The sequence below is a fragment of the Acinetobacter sp. WU_MDCI_Abxe161 genome (assembly GCF_025514355.1).
In the GTDB taxonomy this organism is placed as follows: domain Bacteria; phylum Pseudomonadota; class Gammaproteobacteria; order Pseudomonadales; family Moraxellaceae; genus Acinetobacter; species Acinetobacter pittii_E.
This window is the reverse complement of sequence record NZ_JAHPTU010000013.1, coordinates 1-21,927: the sequence shown is the minus strand read 5'-3', so window position 1 is coordinate 21,927 and position 21,927 is coordinate 1. Positions and strand designations below refer to the sequence as shown.

The following is a 21,927-nucleotide window of genomic DNA, read 5'->3' as shown; positions in this document are numbered from 1 at the left end:
TTTAATAATAGTCTTCGACAGGAGAACTCTTATGGAAATGCAACAAGAAACCGATCCTTCTTTATTTTGTAATACCTCAACCTCTATCCAAGCCTGCATTGAATGTATGATTGCCTGCAAAACCTGTGCAGCAGCCTGTTTGCAAGAAGAACATGTAAGTATGATGCGTGAATGTATTAAGCATTGCATGACATGTGTAGAGATCTGCCAACTTTGTACGTCTTTAGAGCTAAGAAACTCAGAATTAGCAGAGCCGGCAATGCAACTTTGCGCAAACGCATGTCAACTCTGTGCAGCAGAATGCAGCAAACATGAGCATGAACACTGCCAGATCTGTGCAAAAGCATGTTTAGCGTGTGCTAAAGCTTGTCTTGCCTATCGTGCCTAAATAATTTTTCAGATATAAAGCCTACGCGTCTTTAGATCGTAGGCTAATTAAAATATTTTAAATAACAATAAATTATTTATTTTTTATTTAAGGATTACTTTTTTATAGGCATAAAAAAAACCCGCATCTTGGGGAAAATGCAGGCTCTTAGATCTCCCACAACGACCATGAGTTCATTATTAAACTTGAACTTTAAACCGTTAACTAAATGTACAGCGAATAAAAATAAAAAGCAATACAGAATAGTCTGTATATTTGAAATATTTTATTATTTTTACATTACTTTTTCATAAATAATTTAAAAATATAAGCTAACTCTACATAAGAAATAGTTTTTACAGGCATTAAAAAAGCCCGTTTCACGGGCTTTTCTGCAACGGTGAGCAATCTAAGATTTGTGTCTATCCATCTCTTGGTTTGCTCTTTGCTAGCTATATGTAAGGTCTTATCGTATCTTTTGCCCTGTCCCAAGTTTCCCTGTAGATCGAGGAGATATTACGATTACCTTAAGTACAGTTATAGCACATTATTTATTCATGGCTAGTGCTGTTCACGTTTTTTTACAAATGAATAAAATTCGATCTAACCTTAATATTTAAGGGTTTTCTACCCCATTTTGATATTGGCGAGCATTATCGCAAATTGGATACCACTTCACTTTTGAAGACACAAAAGCATGAGAAATTACCGATGTCGATATTTCTTCATTAATCAGCCCTACCCTTAAACGCACCACATCAGGTTTATCTAGACGTTCACTCCAGATCGGTGAACCACAGGTTTTACAGAACACTCTCTTTTTATTTGGCGATGCAAAATAAGCCTGTAAAAGATTTTCACCTTGCACAATATTTAAGTCACTTTTTTGTACTTGGGTAATGGCAGCAAAAGCAGCCCCTTGTGCTTTTTGGCATTGTGTACAATGACAAACCATGATGGGTTCTAATTCGCTATTAATTTGCAGTTGAATCCCATTACAAAGGCAAGAAGCTGTATAAGTCATCATTTTTCCTTTTTATTTTTATAAGTTTTAGCTTACACCCACACCTTTTTCAATGTGATCTAAGATGGCACAAGAAGCTTGTTGGTTACCACAGCAATCATCGGCTGAAGCCTGCAAAATATTAACCATCTCTTGTAGATGAGCGATTTTTTGTTTTAACTCGGCAATGTGTTTTACGGTTAAGGCTTTCACTTCTGCACTATGCCGATCTGTGTTTTTCCAAAGCGAAATAAGTTCTTTCATCTGTTCTGATGAAAAACCTAACTCTCTCGCATGTTTTAAAAAGTTTAAAGTTTTAAGGTCTGTTTCTGAATAAATGCGATAGCCAGAAGCAGAACGCTGGGCTGCTTCAAGTAAACCGATTTCTTCATAGTAGCGAATCATTTTCGCTGAAATGCCTGAATGTTTGGATGCCTGACCGATATTCATCTCACACCTCAAATATTAAATTTGGTTTAAGACCTGCTGTCATGATCTTAAACCAAAAGTTGATTTTCAGCACCCTTACTCTACTGGCGCATGAAAATGTTTTAAGCGTAACGCATTGCCTAAAACAAAAACCGAAGAAAGTGCCATCGCGCCTGCTGCAAACATAGGTGAAAGTAATACACCAAATGCTGGATATAGCGCTCCTGCTGCTATTGGAATCAGAGCAACGTTATATACAAATGCCCAGAACAGGTTTTGACGTATGTTTCGGATAGTGGCTTTACTTAGCGCAATTGCGTTTGGTACACCTTTTAAACTGCCTGACATGAGCACAACATCGGCTGCTTCAATCGCAACATCTGTGCCCGTACCAATAGCTAAGCCCACGTCCGCTTGTGCCAAGGCTGGTGCATCGTTAATACCGTCACCAACGAAAGCTAAGCGACCATATTGTTTTTGCAGTTGGCGGACTGTATCGACTTTGCCTTCGGGTAAAACCTCGGCCACGACTTCATCAATTTTTAGCTTCTTGGCAATGGCTTGCGCCGTATGACGGTTGTCTCCAGTAATCATGGCAACCTTTAACCCAAGCTGATGTAAGGCCTCAATCGCTGCATAGGTTGTTTCTTTAATTGGGTCTGCCACGGCAATAATTGCTGCAAGTTGCTGGTCAATGGCAACATAAAGTGGTGTTTTGCCCTCTTCACCTAACTGAGCCGCAATCACTTGGAATGAGTGGGTATCTAAACCAAGTTGATGCATATAACGGTCTGCGCCAATTTGTACTTTTTGACCTGAAACTTCCGCCTCAATACCTGAACCTGTAATCGAGTTAAATGCTGTTACGGGTAATAAGTTTAGGCCTTCGCTTTCTGCTGCTTGAACAATGGCGAGAGCAATTGGATGTTCAGATTTGGCTTCGACAGAGGCAACTAAAGCCAGCACTTGTTTACGTTCAAAACCTGATTGCACATTAAAGTCTGTCAGTGTCGGTTTACCCTCGGTAAGTGTGCCCGTCTTATCAACGGCAACCACTTGTGCTTCTTGTAAAAGCTGCAAAGCTTCACCTTTGCGGAACAAGACACCTAACTCAGCACCACGTCCAGTACCAACCATAATAGAAGTTGGTGTTGCAAGTCCCATCGCACAAGGACACGCAATAATGAGTACTGCAACGGCATTCACTAAACCAAAAGTGAGCGCAGGTTCTGGCCCAAAAATAAACCAAGCCAAGAAAGTAATTGCAGCAATGAGCATGACAGCCGGTACAAACCACATGGTGACTTTATCGACTAAGCCCTGAATTGGAAGTTTAGAACCTTGGGCCTGCTCAACCATGCGTATAATTTGTGAAAGTACAGACGAAGAACCAACGGCGGTTGCCCGAATGTTTAGAGTACCGTTCTGATTGACTGTACCACCCACCACCTGCTGTCCTACTCTCTTTTCAACAGGAACAGGCTCACCCGTAATCATAGATTCATCAATGTAGCTGTGTCCTTCGACTACTTCACCATCGACTGGCACACGCTCACCCGGACGAATTTCTACAATAGTTCCACTGACCACTTCAGCAACAGCAACTTCTACTACTTGACCATCACGCTGGATGCGGGCAGTTTTAGGCTGCATTCCCACTAAATGTTGAATAGCTTGCGAGGTTCGTCCTTTAGCTTTGGCTTCAAAATATCGCCCAAGCAAAATTAAACTGACAATAACGGCAGCCGCTTCAAAGTAAACATTGACCGTGCCTTGGGGTAATACCTGTGGCATGAAGGTTGCCACAACCGAAAAACTGTAGGCAGCCAAGGTTCCAACAGCAACCAGCGAGTTCATATCGGGTGCTAAACGCCATAAGGCTGGAATCCCTTTTTGATAAAAACGGCGACCCGGAAAAACAAGTACTAATGTGGTCAAAACAAACTGTAAAAGCCAGCTGTTATATTGACCAATGGTGTGCATGACCCACATGTGAAAAGCTGGAATGAGATGTGAACCCATTTCCAAAATAAACACAGGTAAGGCCAACACAATCGAAATGATTAAATCTTTTTTAAGCTGATCTAACTCAGACGCTTTTTTGTCGAGTTGCTCATCTTGATTTTTTTCAGATGCTTTCGCGTCGTAACCTGCTTTTTTAACGGCGCGAATAAGATTTTCAACATTGACTGATGCATCTGCTTGTACCCAAGCCTGTTCTGTTGCTAAGTTGACGGTTGCTTCTTGAACGCCGTCTACTTTTTTAAGCGCTTTTTCAACACGTGCAACACAAGATGCACAAGTCATGCCTTCAATAGACAACTCTAATGGTGCAGCTTTTGGCACATCGTAACCCGCCCGTTCAACTGCTTTAACCAGTGCTTCGCGTTGAATTGGTTGATTTGAATAAACAACGGCTTTTTCTGTTGCCAAATTAACGTTAGCAATCTCTACATTTTCAACTTTCTTAAGTGCTTTTTCGACACGACCTACACAGGAGGCACAGGTCATGCCTTCGATTGGAAGTGTTTCACTATATGCTGGCAATTTTGTGTTTTTTGAGTCCATCAAACACCTCTGCAAATCTGCAAAATTTAATATTCTGTATCGAGCATACAGATTCCCATCATGGGAAGGTCAAGCATATTTTTTAAAAAAATTGGTCTTGACCTTACAATCATGACAAGGTTTAGACTCAGTGTTATCCAAACAAATATCTCGTTCTTGATGGAGTATGAATATGAAATTACTTATTGAAAATATGACTTGTGGCGGTTGCGCTCGTGGTGTGACTGCGACGATTCAAGATGTCGATCCAAATGCAAAAGTAGATGTAGACTTAGCAACAAAAATCGTGACTGTTGAAAGCAGTGAAAGCGTCGATAAAATTACTGAAGCACTTGAAGAAGATGGTTTCCCAGCTCAAGTGCAATAAAATATCAATATTTTGCATAGCTTCAACCTTTGGGGCTATGCATTCACTTTATTTAAAAATCAATACCGTTTGAATCATCTATCGGGTTCTGATCGAGCGTAAAAACGGTGCGTTTATATGGAATACCTTCTAAATCATAAACTTGATAAATACAGTCAAATAAAAGCTGTAAGTCTTCACTTCGGTCCATTGCGCGTGCAGTAATGAAAATTGGGCTGACTGCGCCGTTATCTAAAATCGGAATGTAGTTTAAATGAGGAAAACGGATGGTGTCGGCACTTGCTGGAATAATACAAATCCCTTCTCCCGCTGCGACTAGGCCCAGAGCCAATTGAATTTCGCGTATTTCATGCAAATTTTTCGGAACCAAACTATGCTCGGCAAAGATGTTTAAAAGCTGAGTAGAAAAATTAGGTTTAGGCGATGTGGGATACATAAACATCTTTTCATCAATCAAGTCAGCTAGATATACCCCTTCCGTACGTTGAGCTATGGGATGACTCGTATGCGCGGCAACCACCAAACGCTCTTTACGTAAAAGAATACGTCTCACAGCAGGGTCGCTAATTCTTAAACGACCAAACCCGACATCAATACGTCCTTCCTTTAATGCCTGTAACTGTTCGGTTGTACTTAACTCCATGAGTTGAATGTTCAGATGAGGTTGCTGTTGACGAAATAAATAGATAATTCGTGGCAGTAAACCGTAGAGCAAAGACCCAACAAAACCAATGGTCATACTTCTTTCAATGAGACCAATACGCTTGGTCATACTTTTTATTTCTTCAGCATTCGACAAAAGTTTAACAGCGTGCTGATAAAAGAAATGTCCGGCTGGGGTTGTCTGTAAAGGACGGCTTCCGCGCTCAAACAGTTGAATTCCAAGCTCACTTTCTAGATTTTGAATCTGTCGACTCAAAGGTGGTTGAGCAATAAATAGTTTTTCGGCCGCCTTTGTAAAGCTCTGTTCTTCAACAACAGCCACAAAATACCGTAAATGTCTTAGTTCCATCAGGCTTCCATACCTTTAAGATATAAAAAAATGCAAATTCAGTCTTAGACACAGTTTAACCATTCTTTTAAGGTATATACAAGCAACAAACCGATGAAGTGATGAATCGCTTGGTGAAAAAAGCCTTCTTGCCAACCTTCCCGTGATTCATCTTCATCAATTCACGGTTAAACACCCAGCGCACTCAGGCGCTTCATTGACAATATTAGGATATCAAGACCTTTAAGAGTAGCTAAGGCCTTGGTGACTTCCACACTTTTGGAAAGTCGGAGAACGGACATGCCACGTATTCCTGTAATCAATACTAGCCATCTTGACCGTATTGATGAATTACTTGTCGATAACATCGATACAGGTGAATTTAAACTTCATCGCTCAGTGTTTACTGACGAAGCCTTATTCGACCTCGAAATGAAATATATCTTTGAAGGGAATTGGGTTTATTTAGCACACGAAAGCCAAATTCCAAACAATAATGACTATTACACCACGCACATTGGTCGTCAGCCGGTCATTATTGCCCGTAACCGTAACGGCGAACTCAATGCCATGATCAATGCGTGTTCACACCGCGGAGCACAACTTTGCCGATACAAACGTGGTAACAAAGCAACATATACCTGCCCTTTTCACGGTTGGACGTTTAATAACTCGGGTAAATTACTCAAGGTTAAAGATCCAAGTGAAGCAGGCTATTCTGACTGTTTTAACCAAGACGGCTCACATGACCTGAAAAAAGTGGCTCGTTTTGAGAGCTACAAAGGCTTCTTATTCGGTAGCTTAAATCCCGACGTTCCGTCACTTGAAGAGTTCTTGGGTGAAACCACCAAAATCATCGACATGATTGTTGATCAGTCTGAACATGGCCTTGAAGTTTTACGTGGTTCATCTACGTATACCTACGAAGGTAACTGGAAACTCACTGCCGAAAATGGCGCCGATGGTTACCACGTTTCTGCTGTTCACTGGAACTATGCAGCAACAACTCAACACCGTAAAGAAACTCAAGCTGCCGATAACATCCGCGCGATGAGTGCAGGTTCTTGGGGTAAACAAGGCGGTGGTTCTTATGGCTTTGAAAATGGCCACATGCTGCTTTGGACACAATGGGCAAACCCAGAAGACCGTCCAAACTTCCCGAAAGCAGACGAATACACCGAAAAATACGGTGAAGCGATGTCGAAATGGATGATTGAGCGTTCACGTAACTTGTGTCTCTATCCAAACGTTTATTTGATGGATCAGTTCGGTTCGCAAATTCGTGTACTTCGCCCGCTTTCTGTCAATAGAACCGAAGTCACCATTTACTGTATCGCGCCTAAAGGCGAAGCACCCGAAGCTCGTGCACGTCGTATCCGCCAATATGAAGATTTCTTCAATGCTTCAGGCATGGCAACACCAGACGATTTAGAAGAATTCCGTGCTTGTCAGGCAGGCTACGCAGGTATTGCACTTGAGTGGAATGACATGTGCCGTGGTTCAAAACACTGGATTTATGGACCAGATGATGCAGCAAACGAAATTGGTTTAAAACCCATGTTAAGTGGGATTAAAACTGAAGATGAAGGTCTTTATCTTGCCCAACATCAATATTGGTTACAGACCATGAAACATGCGATTGCATCAGAGAAAGAAATTGCTGATCAGGGAGAAACAGCATGAGTGCTCAAGACAAAGCAACTTTAGAAAATATTGCTCAGTTTCTCTATCGTGAAGCTCGTTTTTTAGATGATGAACAATGGGATGACTGGCTTGAATGCTATGCACCGGAAGCATCTTTCTGGATGCCAGCTTGGGATGATGACGACAGATTAACTGAAGATCCGCAATCTGAAATTTCACTTATTTATTATCCGGACCGTCAAGGTTTAGAAGATCGAGTATTCCGTATTAAAACCGAGCGCTCATCTGCAACCATGCCGGACACACGCACAAGCCACAATATTGCCAACATTGAAGTCGTAGAGCGCGATGGTGACAAAGTCACTATTCGCTTTAACTGGAATACCTTGAGTTTCCGTTACAAGACAAATTACAGCTATTTCGGTATGTCACGTTATGTGATTGATTTTTCAGGTGATCAACCAAAAATCTTGAGCAAGTATGTCGTTTTGAAAAATGACTACATCAACCAAGTGATTGATATCTACCACCTTTAAGACATACCCCCTCAGTTAAACGGACTGTTGGCTGAGGGTAAAAGTTTCAAATATTTTGTAGGATACATGCCATGTCAAACCACAATGTTGCACTTCAATTTGAAGATGGTGTTACACGTTTCATTAACGTAGCTCAGGGCGAAACCTTATCTGACGCAGCCTATCGCCAAAAAATTAATATTCCTTTGGATTGCCGTGATGGTGCATGTGGAACTTGCCGCGCTTTTTGTGAGTCCGGTCATTATGACATGCCAGAAGAAACCTATATTGAAGATGCATTAACCCCAGAAGAAGCTGAGCAAGGTTATATTCTTGCGTGCCAATGTCGACCAACTTCAGATGCGGTATTCCAAATTCAAGCGTCGTCAGATGTTTGCAAAACAGAAATTCATAGCTTCCAAGGCACATTAGCCCGCGTTGAAAATTTATCAGACTCAACCATCACATTTGATATTCAACTTGATGAAGGTCAACCGGATATTCATTTCCTTGCAGGTCAGTATGTAAATGTTGCAATTCCTGAAACTGGCGAAACGCGTTCATATTCGTTTAGCTCAAAACCGGGCAATCGCTTAACGGGCTTTGTAGTACGCAACGTACCGAACGGAAAAATGAGTGAATTCTTAAGTAAAAATGCCAAAGCTGGCGACAAAATGACGTTTACCGGTCCATTCGGTAGCTTCTATTTACGTAATGTAGCACGCCCAGTGCTGATGCTCGCAGGCGGTACCGGCATTGCCCCATTTATGTCGATGTTACAAGTGCTTGAAGAAAAAGGTTCAGAACAGCCTGTTCGTTTAGTTTTTGGTGTCACCAATGACTTTGATTTGGTTGCTTTAGAAAAGCTTGATGAGTTACAGGCGAAATTCTCATGGTTTGAATATCGAACTGTAGTTGCAAGCTCTGAGAGTACTCATGACCGTAAAGGCTATGTCACTGGGCATATTGAAAGTGGATGGTTAAACGGTGGTGATGTCGATGTTTATCTATGTGGCCCAGTGCCAATGGTAGAAGCTGTTCGTGGCTGGTTAGAAACTGAAAATATCAAACCTGCTAGCTTCCTGTTTGAAAAATTCTCTGCAAACTAACTCAAGGTGGAGAAGTGATCTATGTCAAACCGTCAAAGATTTACCGATAAAGTTGTAATTGTTACAGGTAGTGCTCAAGGCATTGGCCGTGGCGTGGCACTACAAGTCGCAGCAGAAGGCGGACAAGTCATCATGGCTGACCGCTCTGAATATGTTGAAGACGTTCTTAAAGAAATTCAGAACACAGGTGGCGATGCTGTCACGATTAATGCTGACCTTGAAACCTATGCAGGTGCGCAAGCGGTTGTTGCAAAAGCCATTGAACACTATGGTCGGGTAGATATCCTGATTAATAACGTAGGCGGCGCGATCTGGATGAAACCTTTTGAAGAGTTTTCTGAAGAAGAGATCATTAAGGAAGTGAATCGCTCATTGTTTCCAACTTTATGGTGCTGCCGCGCTGTGTTGCCCGCCATGATTAAGCAACAATCGGGGGTTATTGTAAATGTATCTTCCATTGCAACCCGTGGTATTAATCGTATTCCCTATTCTGCATCTAAGGGCGGTGTAAATGCTCTAACAGCATCGCTTGCTTTTGAACATGCTAAAGATGGGATTCGAGTCAATGCTGTTGCGACTGGTGGAACCGAAGCGCCACCTCGGAAAGTACCACGTAACATCAACCCATTAAGTCAAAATGAAAAAGACTGGATGCAGCAAGTGGTTGATCAAACAATAGATCGAACATTTATGGGCCGTTATGGCACAATTCAAGAACAAGTAAATGCAATTTTATTTCTTGCATCAGATGAAGCATCGTATATGACTGGATCAGTTATTTCGGTCGGAGGTGGAGATCAGGGTTAACCCTGATCTTTTTGCATGATTGGGTAAATAATATGATTTGCATGGAGGCAATCACACATGGCAACCCTGTTAAAGACATTAAAAAATGACTGGTCCATATCAGCAACAGTTGCTGGCTTTCTTGCAGTTTTAATTTCTTACTCAGGCCCACTGATTATTTTTTTCCAAGCTGCTCAGCGTGCCCATGTCTCAACCGATATGATGGTGTCATGGATTTGGGGAATTTCAATTGGTGCCGCCGTTTCAGGTATTTATCTTTCAATTAAATATAAAACGCCTGTCATAACCGCATGGTCTGCACCAGGCACTGCCCTATTGGTTACCCTGTTTCCAAACGTCTCACTGAATGAAGCAGTAGCTGCCTATATTACTTCTGCCATCGTTATTTTTTTAATTGGCGTTACAGGTTACTTCGACAAGCTACTTAAATGGATTCCACAAGACGTCGCTGCCGGCATGATGGCAGGTATTCTTTTTCAATTCGGTATTGGCCTATTTACTGCATCTGATAGCATGCCTTTTATTGTCTTTAGCATGCTTATTGTCTTTTTAATTGCCAAACGTTTAATGCCGCGCTACACCATGATTTGGGTGTTAGCTGCTGGAGTTTTATTAAGCCTTATTTTAGGCAAAATGAATCCAGTTGATGTGAGTTTTAGTTTAGCGATCCCGCAATGGATTAGCCCAGAATGGACATGGAACTCAACGCTCAACCTCGCTGTTCCTCTCATTTTAGTCAGCCTAACCGGCCAATTTTTACCGGGTATGGCAATTATGAAACTCAGCGGTTACGACACTCCAGCCAAACCCATTATTACTGTCACCAGTATTGCCTCTTTAGCTGTTGCTTGCGTCGGTGGTATTACGATTGTGCTTGCCTCAATTACCGCTGCTTTATGTATGGGCAAAGATGCACATGAGCTGAAAGAAAAACGCTATATCGCAGGAATCGCCAACGGAATTTTTTATATTTTAGGAGGCTTATTTGCTGGCAGTATTGTCATGCTCTTTAGCCTACTTCCTAAAGAGTTGGTTGCAGCACTGGCTGGTTTAGCTTTGTTAGGTGCCATTGCCACCAATATTTCTGTTGCCATGAAAAATGACCGTCAACGTGATGCCGCACTTATTACCTTTTTAGCGACGGCATCAGGCATGCATTTTCTTGGCTTAAGCTCAGTTTTTTGGGGTATTTGTATTGGTGTAATCGCCCATTTCATTCTTACACCACGATCAGCTCCCATCACAAATTAAGTTTTTTATTTAAATCCCCAGCTAAAATAAAGCTTAAATCGCCAAATTAGACAGCAAATAATTTGCTCATTCTGATTTGGTGATTTTTTATTGAATATAAATTAAATTTCATTTTTAAGATAAATCTTTAAAATAATTAAATAATAGACTTTAGTATTTTATTTTTATATTTTCGCTTCAATTCATAATATAAACCTATCTATATTTTCAACTGTGATTCTCATCAATAAAATCTATAAAAAAACATCTATAAAACCCTTAGAATTCTCATAATACAATATTCAACTCCATTTTAAACATTGTAATAAGACCAACTCGACCAATTAAAATAAATTATATTTTTCAATTATTTAAATCAACAAAAATAAGATACCTAAAAGACATAAAGATATATCAATTAGGTTTTTGACTCTAATCCAATAACAAAATAGTTTATTAAAAAATAACGCGATGCTTCACAAATTGGAGGTGAAGAAAATGGATACGAGTAAGGTTAATATTAATGAGTTAATTGATAAAGCCAGTTTTACATCTTTTCATTGGAAAGTTTTAATCTGGTGCTTACTTATTATTATTTTTGATGGATATGATTTAGTTATTTATGGGGTTGCTCTTCCTCTATTAATGCAGCAATGGTCGTTAACTGCGGTAGAAGCTGGTTTACTCGCCAGTGCTGCGCTATTCGGGATGATGTTCGGTGCCATGATTTTCGGCACACTTTCAGACAAACTGGGACGTAAAAAGACTATTCTAATTTGTGTCACCTTATTTAGCGGATTTACCTTTATGGGTGCCTTTGCTAAAGGGCCAACTGAATTTGCTATTTTGCGCTTTATTGCAGGTCTTGGGATTGGCGGTGTCATGCCAAACGTTGTGGCACTTATGACCGAATATGCACCAAAAAAAATCCGCAGTACCTTGGTCGCAATTATGTTTAGTGGCTATGCAATTGGGGGCATGACATCTGCTCTACTCGGCGCATGGCTGGTGAAAGATATGGGCTGGCAAATCATGTTTTTAATTGCAGGTATTCCCCTGTTATTACTGCCACTCATTTGGAAATTTTTGCCAGAGTCTCTCGCCTTTTTAGTGAAATCTAACCATAGCGAACAGGCAAAAAGTATTGTGAGTAAAATTGCACCAGAAACGCAGGTAAACGCCAATACTCAACTGGTGTTAAATGAAAGTACAACGACAGATGCACCTGTCCGTGCACTTTTCCAACAAGGCCGTACTTTCAGCACATTTATGTTCTGGATTGCTTTCTTTATGTGCTTACTCATGGTGTATGCCTTAGGAAGCTGGTTACCTAAACTCATGCTGCAAGCAGGCTATTCATTAGGTGCGAGCATGTTGTTCCTGTTTGCGCTCAATATTGGCGGCATGGTGGGTGCAATTGGTGGTGGTGCTTTAGCAGACAGATTCCATTTAAAACCTGTTATTACCATTATGTTCATTGTGGGATCAGCCGCTTTAATTCTGCTTGGCATTAATAGTCCACAATTTATTTTATATAGCCTGATTGCAATTGCTGGTGCTGCCACAATTGGTTCTCAAATCTTACTCTACACTTTCGTTGCACAGTTCTATCCAACAGCACTTCGTTCAACTGGCATGGGCTGGGCATCTGGAATTGGACGTATTGGCGCGATTATCGGACCAGTTTTAACCGGAGCTCTACTCACATTTGAGCTTCCTCATCAAATGAATTTCTTAGCGATTGCAATTCCGGGTGTGATTGCTGCACTTGCAATATTTATGGTCAATCTTAAAGCCTCTGTTGCTGCACAAACTCCATCAACTTTTAACCCTCAAAACACACTTACTCAGCAGTAAATATAAATGCGCCGAGGACTGGCGCATCTTTTTGGAAATGGATTATGGAATTATTACACCGCTTTAAACCATGTAATTTAGCAATAGCAACATTATTAGGTTTCTTGACTAGCTCAAGTTTATGGGCAGCAGATACGGCTCAACAAAGCGAAGATGAATGGAAATTCACGCTAAAGAATGCTTATATCAACCGTAATTTTGATAATGATGCACTCAAAGATACCGGCAGTTGGTCTCAGGCAGCATCGCTATTTTATAAATCGAAAATGCATGACACTCCACTAGTCATAGCAGACAAGCCAATCACGATTGGCGCCGATGCTTCTGTTCAATACGCCGTACGCTTGAGTTCAGATAAACATGTTGCGGACACGGTCTTACCTTTTAACAAGGAAACGCAATCTCAAGCATCTGACTTTTTAAAATATGGTGCAACATTAAAGCTGGGCTATGACAAAACCCTTTTAAGTGTCGGTGAACTCTGGCTAGACTTACCTGTAACAGCTGTCGATGCGAGCCGACAACTACTTGCCTCTTATTGGGGAAGCAATCTTAAATCACAACTTTCAGATCAGCTTTATGCAGAAATTGGTCGGGTTGAAAAAGTCTCTCCACGAAATGAAGAAGACTTTAAAAAGTTTTCATTTACTGCAAATGGCATTACCAAAGAATCTGATGGTTTAAATTACATTGACCTGCGCTATCAATTTACACCTTCACTCAAAGGCGAATATTACTTTGGTAATTTGGAAGACCTCTACAACAAACACTATGTTGGACTTGAGCATAATTGGAAACAACCTAACTTTGCGCTTACTTCTAAGTTTAAGTACTTCAATGCTAAAAATGACGGCAATACTTTTGATATTGATGCGCAAAACATTGGGGTGTTAGAAACACTCAAAGTAAAAAATCATACCTTTGGGTTGGGATACCAACAAATTATGGGTGAATCTGCCTATCCCTTACCAGATGGTTTTTTACCAGAGACTTATTTCATTAACTGGAATGCAACGGGTTTCTTTAAAGAAGACGAAAAGTCTTACCATGTGATGTACGGCTATGACTTTAAAGACTATGTCCCGGGCCTAAATGCGATGGTGAAATATGTGTATGGCCATGATTTTAAAGCAGCCAACGGTGAGAAAAACTATGAAACCGAGTCAAATGTGATTTTAAACTATGCATTTCAACAGCCTTTCTTAAAAGGCATTGCTCTGCAATATATTCGCATTGATTACAACGTAAAACACGGCAATGACTTTGGTGAAGACCGCTTGTTTGTAAACTACACCAAAAAGTTTTAATAACTTTTGATTTAATCTCAGCGGGCCAATGTTGGTTCGCTTTTTTTATATGATTTCGCTCATAAAAAAAACGCTCTTACGAGCGTTTTTAATTAACTTTGCAACTTAAGCAACGTGCTTTTGTACAACGATCGAACCGACTGAATAACCGGCACCGAAAGATGAAATCACGCCATATTCGCCATCATCCACTTCATGGCCTGTACGGTGTAAAGCAATAATCACACCTGCTGATGAGGTATTAGCAAACTCATCTAGAATAATTGGTGCACGGCTTAAATCTGCCTCTTTACCAGCCACATATTTCAAGATTAATTCATTCATGTTGGCATTGGCTTGGTGTAACCAGAAACGCTTAATATCGTTTGCAGTTAACTGCATTTTTTCCAACTGTGCATTAATAATTTTTGCCACTAACGGACAAACATCTTTAAATACTTTGCGGCCATCTTGACGGAATAACTTGTCATCAACCACTGCATCTTCACTACGGTTTAAGAAACCGAAGTTATTGCGAATGTTGTTTGAAAATTGAGTAAATAAATGAATATCTAAAATTTCAAAACCAGTTTTAGTCGTGGTTTCTTCAATAATAGAAGCAGTCGCAACATCACCAAAAATGAAGTGGCAATCACGGTTACGATAGTCTAAGTGACCAGAAGTAATCTCGACATTTACCAATAAAACACGGCGAGCGCCTGAGCGAATTGCATCAGCTGCTTGTTTCAAACCAAAAGTAGCAGCTGAACATGCAACGTTCATGTCGTAGGCATAACCTTGAATACCAAGAGCCGACTGAATTTCAATCGCTACTGCCGGATAAGCACGCTGCATGTTTGAACATGCCAAAATTACAACATCGATATCTTCAGCAGTTACGCCTGCATTTTCCATTGCCTGCTTCGCAGCAATCACGCCCCACTCTGCTTGAAGTGAAAGTTCATCATTTGAACGTTCAGACAAACGAGGACGCAAGCGATTTGGATCGAGAATACCCGATTTTTCAATCACGTAACGGCGCTTAATACCAGATGCTTTTTCAATAAATTCAGCACTTGAACCACGTAACTCTTCTAGCTCACCTGCTGCAATTTTCTCTGCATTCTCTTGGTTATATTGTTCCACATAAGCATTTAAACTGTCGGCCAGTTCTTCATTAGAAATGATTTCTGTTGGGTGAAATAACCCAGTACCTGTGATACGAATGCCCATGTAAAACTCCTAAAAAAATGAATAGGGTCTGTTAATATTTCATTTATAAATTGCGTTGTAGGCTAAACAACAACATAAACAGACCCCGATCTATCTTAACTGATTCCCAAACGATCCCATAACTTTTGCAGTCGAGTTGGCGAAATAGGCATCTTGGTTTTCATCGGTTGAGAAAATAAAGAAATGCGGAATTCTTCCAACATCAAATACAATTCTTTGATTTTTGGATTGTTTTTGAATTTAAATACCTTGTCCATCCATGGATCGACATCGTCAATAGCAGCATGATCTCGCTGTAGATTATTTGGCAATCGATCTAAACGCAATAGCAATGCTTTTAAATAACGCGGGTATTCCTGCCAAAGATCAACCGGTTGGCGGTAAACAAAATTGCCAAGTGACATGAGATCTAGTTGATCTTCAATATCATCAATACTGCGTCCAAACACATCTGGATCAAGCACTAAAAGCTGACGGCGAATTTGCTGCCATTGAATATAAATATCACTTAATTGCTCAAGTGCTTGCTGCCCATGACTCAAAAATTGCTTTTTGACCTGATCTAGCAGCTTATTAAATTCATCAGCGTTAATGGGCAAAGTCGTAATTGCCATTTGCAAGGTTGCATAGACCAACATCTGCTCAAGCTTAGCTTTATCTCCTAAAGGTGAATAAGCCAACGCGAGCGGTTTTGAAATCTGCTTTTTCAACTGGCGAACCAAGTCACCAAGCTGCATATGAACCAGACGAATAATCCCTTCGCGATGCTGTTTAATCGCCTCAGCTTGATCGTTAAACGTTTGAATAACAATGCCTGACTCATCTTTAGCTTCGAGCTCAGCAAAAGCCTTGGTCGGTACTAAAGCCTGATATTGTTTGACTACAACGCCCGTAACTTTATGAGAAGCCTCGAAAGTAAAGTTTTCAGGAAAGTCTTTAAACTCACCTTTTTGCTGTTTGACTGGACGATGTGTTTCCACGCGGCAACGCGCTTTTAACTCAGGTAAATCACGACCTTTAGCAATCAGCTTGCCTTTTTCATCAATCACTTTAATGAAAGGCACCAAATATGGGTCAATACGTTCAAACGAAAAATCTTTTTCGGTAATTTGCTCACCACGCAAGGCAAAAGCTAAATAACTGAAAATATGTTCACGTAAATGTACAGCATCAATGCCTTGCATGAGCTTACGGGCTGTATCAGGAATTGGCACCACATTACGACGCTTGTCTTTTGGTAAAGCTTTAAGTAAAGCCTCAATTAAATCTTGGCGCCAACCCGGAATTCCCCATGACCAAATATTTTCATCAACCTGAGGCAGCGCCTGCACAGGAATTTGAACAGTTGCACCATCTTCGTCATGGCTCGGGTCAAAATGATATGTGGTTGCTAAACGTAGCTGACCATTGTGCAAATGATCTGGAAATTGCTGCGTTGTTGGTCGGTCATTGAGCCAAAGCGCCTCATCGTCAATAAATAAATAACGTGGATTATTTGCTTCTACTGTGGCACGCCAGTCTTCAAAGCTACGACGGCTCGCAATTTCTTCCGGAATTTTAGACGCATAAAACTGATAAATCGTTTCTTCATCGACCACTAAATCACGACGACGCAATTTATCTTCAACTCGCTCTACTTCTTCAAGCTTAAGTAAGTTGTGTTTTAAAAATGGTGGAATCGTACCCAAGTTACCCGTGGTTAATGCATCGCGTAAGAAAATCTCATGGGCAGCAGGCTGATCAACTTTCTCAAAATTAATTAACCGTTTCGGCTCAATAATTAAACCAAACAACGAAATTTGTGCATATGCATTTACGATCCCAGCTTTCTTAGACCAATGCGGCTCAAAATAGTGATATTTCAATAAATCACGTGCAGCAAGCAAAATCCATTCAGGGTCAATTTTGGCTAAAGTACGTAAGTACACTTGAGAGGTTTCGACCATCTCAAAAGCCATCACCCAAGAGGTATTGGTTTTATGCAAAGTACTCGCAGGGAAAACTTTAGCCTTTTGCTGGCGCACTGCCATAAAGGTATTTCGTTCATCAGTTTTATTGGCAATGAACGATAATAAACCTGTCAGCAACGCACGATGCAAGTTTTCATAATTTGCAGCTTTTTCATTAAAACTAAGTTTTAAGCCTTCGGCTAACTCAACCAATTGCTGGTGTGTCTGTTTCCATTCACGTAAACGCAACCAGCTTAAGAAATGCTGCTTGGCAAATTGACGTCGTTTATTTTCAGACATCCCTGCTTCACCTTTAGGATTTAAAGTCTCCCAAAGTTTCAAATAAAACAGAAAATCTGAATCTGCCTCGCGGAATAATGCATGTTTTTGGTCAGCTTGCATCTGTTTATCTGCCGGACGCTCACGCGGGTCCTGAACAGCTAAAGCACTCACTACAATTAAGATTTCTTTGAGCACACCAAAATGCGCACCACCAATAATCATACGAGCAAGTCGTGGGTCAATTGGCATACGTGCCATCATTTGCCCAACTTTGGTCAGCTCATTTTTCTTCTCGTTAAGGGCACCTAACTCAATCAACAGTTTACGGCCATCATTTACAAGGCGGAAATCTGGTGGCTCAATAAAATCGAAGTTTTCTAACTCACCTAACCCTAAGCTCTGCATTTGCAAAATAACCGAAGCCAAGTTGGTTCGTTTAATTTCAGGTTCGGTAAACTCAGGGCGACTTAAAAAATCTTCTTCGCTATATAAACGAATACACACACCTGGAGCAATACGACCACAACGCCCTTTACGCTGATTGGCTGCGGCTTGAGAAATGGCTTCAATTGGTAAGCGTTGTACACGTGAACGGTAGTTATAACGCGATATACGAGCAAAACCACTATCAATCACATAACGAATATTTGGAACCGTAAGTGCAGTTTCGGCTACGTTCGTCGCAATAATAATACGACGACCTTTTCCACCCGGACTAAAAATCTTTTGTTGTTCAGAAACAGCTAAGCGTGCATACAACGGTAAAATTTCGGTATGTCTTGGTCCGTACTTTTGCAACGTTTCCTGCAACTCACGAATTTCTTGCTCTGTGCTTGAGAAAATCAGAATATCGGCATGTTCTGGATGACCTTTTGCCTCTGCATCCGCAAAGCATTCTTCTACCGCTTGTACAACTGCACGAGGAAGGTTTTCTTCAAAATCATCAAACTCATCGTCATCACTGCCGCCAATATTCATTTCTGAAATTGGGCGATAAAGCACTTCGACAGGATAACTACGACCTTCTACTTCAAAAACTGGTGCATTATTAAAGTAGTTACTAAAACGATTTACATCTAAAGTTGCCGAAGTCACAATCACTTTTAGATCTGGGCGTTTTGGCAGTAACTGCTTTAAATAACCCATAATAAAATCGATATTGAGTGAGCGTTCATGCGCTTCATCAATAATGATCGTGTCATATTTAGACAAGAAGCGGTCATTGCCTAACTCGGCAAGCAAAATACCATCGGTCATTAACCGTACAATTGAATCTTGCGAACCTTGTTCATTAAAACGAATTTTAAAACCAATCGATTCGCCAAGCTTTTCGCCAACTTCTTCTGCGATACGTTGAGAAACACTACGCGCAGCTAAACGACGTGGTTGAGTATGTCCAATCATACCGGTTAAGCCACGGCCTGCTAACATTGCAATCTGAGGAAGCTGTGTGGTTTTACCCGAACCCGTCTCACCCGCCACAATAATGACCTGATGCTTTTGAATTGCATCAATTAAACGATCAGCATATTGAGAAACAGGTAAATCCTGATTCAGTTTAATTTTAGGGAGACGTTCAAATCGCTGTCTTACTTTGGCATTAGATTGTTCAAATAATTTTTCAATCTCTGCTGCATTGGCTTTTTTATCTTTACGCAAACGATTTAAACGGTAACGATCTCTTGCCATCACCCACTGATCAATATTTAAATCATTCTGCACAGACAAATTTTCCTGAAAATACAACAATCCTCTATTTTACGCTCTAATGACCATAAGGTAAAACAGTTGGGTTTTTATATATTTTTAATTTTTTAAAATTTTGCCCTTGAATTTTGTCTCACTAGACTTCATGTTGTTAGGCAAGTTTCTTTTACGATAACTGTCATTTGATTTACATGTTTTTGCAGTCAAATCGAATACAGTGTTTGGGGACTTAAAAATCGTAAATTTATCACTTATTCGATTTTCCGATTTTAGTCATGTAAAAATACTATTTCCCCAATAAAGAATTTTTATTTATTCTAGATCTCGTAAACAAGTTTAAATATAAACCTCAATCATGGAGACAATGATGAGCTTGATTAATACTGAAGTTAAACCATTCCAAGCAACTGCTTACCACAACGGCCAATTTGTTGAAGTTAACGAAACTAACCTTAAAGGTAAATGGTCTGTTGTATTCTTCTATCCAGCTGACTTCACTTTCGTTTGTCCAACTGAACTTGGTGACTTAGCTGACAACTACGCTGAATTCCAAAAACTTGGTGTTGAAATTTATGCTGTATCTACTGATACACACTTCACTCACAAAGCTTGGCACGACACTTCTGAAGAAATCAAAAAAATCCAATATCCATTAGTTGGTGACCCAACTTGGACTCTTTCTAAAAACTTCGACGTTCTTATCGAATCTGAAGGTTTAGCTGACCGTGGTACTTTCGTTATCGATCCAGAAGGTAAAATCCAAATCGTTGAACTCAACGCTGGTGGTATCGGCCGTGACGCATCTGAACTTCTTCGTAAAGTAAAAGCTGCTCAATACGTACACGCTCACCCAGGTGAAGTTTGCCCAGCTAAATGGAAAGAAGGCGAAGCAACTCTTGCTCCATCTATCGACCTAGTTGGTAAAATCTAATCTCTTATTAGATTTTAAAAACTCAAAGAACCACCCCTCATCGGGTGGTTCTTTTGTTTTGAATAAGCACATCACATTTTCTACTGATACTTTTACAATTATGCCCTTCCCCATTACATGAAGTTTGAGTAATGTCGAATAAATAACCGATATTTTTTGAGCTTAAATCATATGAAATAAAAGGGGAAAAATTTATGGCGAATACTGTGGCAGTCACTTCATGGAAATACAATGCGACTTCACGTCATCTAAAAATATTTTATAGCGATGGTTCGGGCGAACTTTATCATCCTGTACCAGAATTTATTTATGACAACTTATTACGCTCAACAGACAAAGCTGCTTTTGTACATAAATATTTAGAATTCGACTTACACTTTACTCGCCTGTCTTTAGTCAATGCGTCATAACCTAATAAAGTAAGGCCTGCGTTGAACAGGCCTTTATGAACGACTAAATCATATTTTTAAATGACTTATCTCGCCACTACAATACATAAACCAGCGCCTACGGGTAAAATACTGCTCATAAAATTTTCATCTTTTTTAATTAAAGACAAGAATGAACTGACCTCAGCCGCATGTGAAATGACATTATCAATAATGAGTACGCCACCTTTTGGCTTCATTAAACGTTTTAAATCTGGCCAATAATTCTCATAAGCAGGACGCTCAGCATCTAATAAAATAAAATCGAAAGTTTCCTGAGCTTCTTTTAAATAGTCGGCTGCATCTCCTATCCAAAAATCAACTAATTCATCTAATGCCAATTCAGTCGCATGGCGTTTCGCTTCATTACTCCGATGGGCATCGATTTCAAGCGTGGTTACTTTACCGTGAGTTGCTTGTGCCGCCTCAGCAAGCCATAAAGTAGAATAACCTGTTGAAGTCCCTATTTCTAAAATTGATTTGGCTTGCTGCATTCGAATAAATTGCGATAGCAGTTTCGCAGACTCAGCCTCAATATTGCGATACCTTAGCAAACGATCTGCCTGCTGGGCATCATGTCGTTTAAAGGTGTCATATAAATCGGCAACTCTTTGTAAGAAAAAAGTATTTGGCATATATTCACCCTTTAAAATCGTTATTTTATATGACAGCCGTTTGAATTAAGTGCTTTGAATTAACTTAAAGCGCGGCACGATACTTCCATCAGCCATTTGAACCGTTTCAGTAAACATATCTAGTGGACGTACCCAAGTTGAATAGTCACCATAAAGACACTGATAAACGACTAATTCTTCTTCAGTCTCGCTGTGTTTTGCTACAGAAAAAACTTGATAGAGATTACCTTTATAATGCTGATAAATGCCGCGTTGCAATGACATGAAAGTACCTTTTAATGTTATGACATAAAATCTTTACAGCCCTATAACATATATAAATTTTTAAATACTTTCACTTTAAAACGCTACAAAAGATCAAAAAGCGTATTTTAGAGATAAATTATTGATCTTATTTATGAATGCTTTCAATAATTCAAAAAACCGATTGAATATATAAAAACATACTGTTTTACCTATTCTATGTTTTAACGTACTATGCATCTATTGAAAGAATTTGGATGCATTGGAGTAAAAACAGATGTTAGATCAAAACATTAAAACTCAATTAAAAGCTTATTTAGAACGTTTAGAAAGTCCCATCGAATTA

At 40.1% G+C, this 21,927-nt stretch carries 18 protein-coding genes and 2 pseudogenes; 11 read left to right on the top strand and 9 right to left on the bottom strand.

What is annotated here, in order from left to right:
- Positions 1 to 31 precede the first annotated feature (31 nt).
- Positions 32 to 388 (top strand): four-helix bundle copper-binding protein, encoded by a 357-nt coding sequence (locus KTI78_RS13940; RefSeq protein WP_262446434.1) that lies wholly within the window; start codon positions 32 to 34, stop codon positions 386 to 388.
- 595 nt (positions 389 to 983) lie between these two features.
- Here the strand turns inward: KTI78_RS13940 and KTI78_RS13935 are convergent.
- From KTI78_RS13935 to KTI78_RS13925, 3 genes are all read right to left on the bottom strand, one after another.
- Positions 984 to 1,391 (bottom strand): GFA family protein, encoded by a 408-nt coding sequence (locus tag KTI78_RS13935; protein ID WP_239968072.1) that lies wholly within the window; start codon positions 1,389 to 1,391, stop codon positions 984 to 986.
- Between the two features lie 27 nt (positions 1,392 to 1,418).
- On the bottom strand, positions 1,419 to 1,820 hold the full coding sequence (gene cueR / locus KTI78_RS13930; protein WP_005070253.1) for a Cu(I)-responsive transcriptional regulator: 402 nt from the start codon (positions 1,818 to 1,820) through the stop codon (positions 1,419 to 1,421).
- A gap of 75 nt (positions 1,821 to 1,895) precedes the next feature.
- Positions 1,896 to 4,367 carry a heavy metal translocating P-type ATPase gene (locus KTI78_RS13925; RefSeq protein WP_262446432.1) on the bottom strand — a complete coding sequence of 824 codons (2,472 nt, stop codon included), beginning with the start codon at positions 4,365 to 4,367 and terminating at the stop codon, positions 1,896 to 1,898.
- Between the two features lie 166 nt (positions 4,368 to 4,533).
- Here KTI78_RS13925 and KTI78_RS13920 point away from each other — a divergent pair, with 166 nt between their 5' ends.
- Positions 4,534 to 4,734 carry a heavy-metal-associated domain-containing protein gene (locus KTI78_RS13920; RefSeq protein ID WP_079748319.1) on the top strand — a complete coding sequence of 67 codons (201 nt, stop codon included), beginning with the start codon at positions 4,534 to 4,536 and terminating at the stop codon, positions 4,732 to 4,734.
- Between the two features lie 52 nt (positions 4,735 to 4,786).
- Here KTI78_RS13920 and KTI78_RS13915 read toward each other — a convergent pair whose 3' ends face one another.
- On the bottom strand, positions 4,787 to 5,746 hold the full coding sequence (locus tag KTI78_RS13915) for a LysR family transcriptional regulator (RefSeq protein WP_016141656.1): 960 nt from the start codon (positions 5,744 to 5,746) through the stop codon (positions 4,787 to 4,789).
- A 44-nt stretch (positions 5,747 to 5,790) separates the two neighbouring features.
- A pseudogene (locus KTI78_RS13910) lies at positions 5,791 to 5,921 on the bottom strand (hypothetical protein).
- A gap of 104 nt (positions 5,922 to 6,025) precedes the next feature.
- On the opposite strand from KTI78_RS13910, the gene benA reads away from it, so the two are divergent.
- From benA to KTI78_RS13875, 7 genes and pseudogenes are all read left to right on the top strand, one after another.
- Positions 6,026 to 7,408, top strand: coding sequence for a benzoate 1,2-dioxygenase large subunit (gene benA, locus KTI78_RS13905; RefSeq protein WP_031947818.1), 1,383 nt, complete (start codon positions 6,026 to 6,028; stop codon positions 7,406 to 7,408).
- A pseudogene (benB, locus tag KTI78_RS13900) lies at positions 7,405 to 7,924 on the top strand (benzoate 1,2-dioxygenase small subunit). The gene benA and the pseudogene benB overlap by 4 nt, the downstream one beginning before the upstream one ends.
- A 52-nt stretch (positions 7,925 to 7,976) precedes the next feature.
- Complete coding sequence (benC, locus tag KTI78_RS13895) at positions 7,977 to 8,993, top strand: benzoate 1,2-dioxygenase electron transfer component BenC (RefSeq protein WP_262446429.1); 1,017 nt, start codon at positions 7,977 to 7,979, stop codon at positions 8,991 to 8,993.
- Positions 8,994 to 9,014: 21 nt separating this feature from the next.
- On the top strand, positions 9,015 to 9,800 hold the full coding sequence (locus KTI78_RS13890; protein ID WP_262446428.1) for a 1,6-dihydroxycyclohexa-2,4-diene-1-carboxylate dehydrogenase: 786 nt from the start codon (positions 9,015 to 9,017) through the stop codon (positions 9,798 to 9,800).
- Between the two features lie 57 nt (positions 9,801 to 9,857).
- Positions 9,858 to 11,051, top strand: coding sequence for a benzoate/H(+) symporter BenE (benE, locus tag KTI78_RS13885; protein ID WP_262446427.1), 1,194 nt, complete (start codon positions 9,858 to 9,860; stop codon positions 11,049 to 11,051).
- Between the two features lie 477 nt (positions 11,052 to 11,528).
- On the top strand, positions 11,529 to 12,887 hold the full coding sequence (locus KTI78_RS13880) for an aromatic acid/H+ symport family MFS transporter (RefSeq protein WP_174765894.1): 1,359 nt from the start codon (positions 11,529 to 11,531) through the stop codon (positions 12,885 to 12,887).
- Between the two features lie 44 nt (positions 12,888 to 12,931).
- Positions 12,932 to 14,194 (top strand): OprD family porin, encoded by a 1,263-nt coding sequence (locus tag KTI78_RS13875; protein ID WP_262446426.1) that lies wholly within the window; start codon positions 12,932 to 12,934, stop codon positions 14,192 to 14,194.
- A gap of 105 nt (positions 14,195 to 14,299) precedes the next feature.
- On the opposite strand, the gene KTI78_RS13870 is transcribed toward KTI78_RS13875, so the two are convergent.
- The gene (locus KTI78_RS13870) at positions 14,300 to 15,406 is read right to left on the bottom strand and encodes a beta-ketoacyl-ACP synthase III (protein ID WP_032004013.1); all 1,107 of its coding nucleotides are present in this window, start codon (positions 15,404 to 15,406) and stop codon (positions 14,300 to 14,302) included.
- Positions 15,407 to 15,501: 95 nt separating this feature from the next.
- Positions 15,502 to 19,359 carry an ATP-dependent RNA helicase HrpA gene (gene hrpA, locus KTI78_RS13865; RefSeq protein WP_016141664.1) on the bottom strand — a complete coding sequence of 1,286 codons (3,858 nt, stop codon included), beginning with the start codon at positions 19,357 to 19,359 and terminating at the stop codon, positions 15,502 to 15,504.
- Between the two features lie 352 nt (positions 19,360 to 19,711).
- On the opposite strand from hrpA, the gene ahpC reads away from it, so the two are divergent.
- Complete coding sequence (gene ahpC, locus KTI78_RS13860) at positions 19,712 to 20,275, top strand: alkyl hydroperoxide reductase subunit C (RefSeq protein ID WP_003652649.1); 564 nt, start codon at positions 19,712 to 19,714, stop codon at positions 20,273 to 20,275.
- Between the two features lie 194 nt (positions 20,276 to 20,469).
- Positions 20,470 to 20,685, top strand: coding sequence for a KTSC domain-containing protein (locus KTI78_RS13855; protein ID WP_005070287.1), 216 nt, complete (start codon positions 20,470 to 20,472; stop codon positions 20,683 to 20,685).
- A 65-nt stretch (positions 20,686 to 20,750) separates the two neighbouring features.
- Here the strand turns inward: KTI78_RS13855 and KTI78_RS13850 are convergent, their stop codons facing one another.
- Both KTI78_RS13850 and KTI78_RS13845 read right to left on the bottom strand, forming a co-directional pair.
- Positions 20,751 to 21,338 carry an O-methyltransferase gene (locus KTI78_RS13850; protein ID WP_262446424.1) on the bottom strand — a complete coding sequence of 196 codons (588 nt, stop codon included), beginning with the start codon at positions 21,336 to 21,338 and terminating at the stop codon, positions 20,751 to 20,753.
- Positions 21,339 to 21,383: 45 nt separating this feature from the next.
- A complete protein-coding gene (locus KTI78_RS13845; RefSeq protein ID WP_004702746.1) occupies positions 21,384 to 21,602 on the bottom strand; it encodes a DUF1653 domain-containing protein in 219 nt (72 codons plus the stop codon).
- Between the last annotated feature and the right edge of the window lie 325 nt (positions 21,603 to 21,927).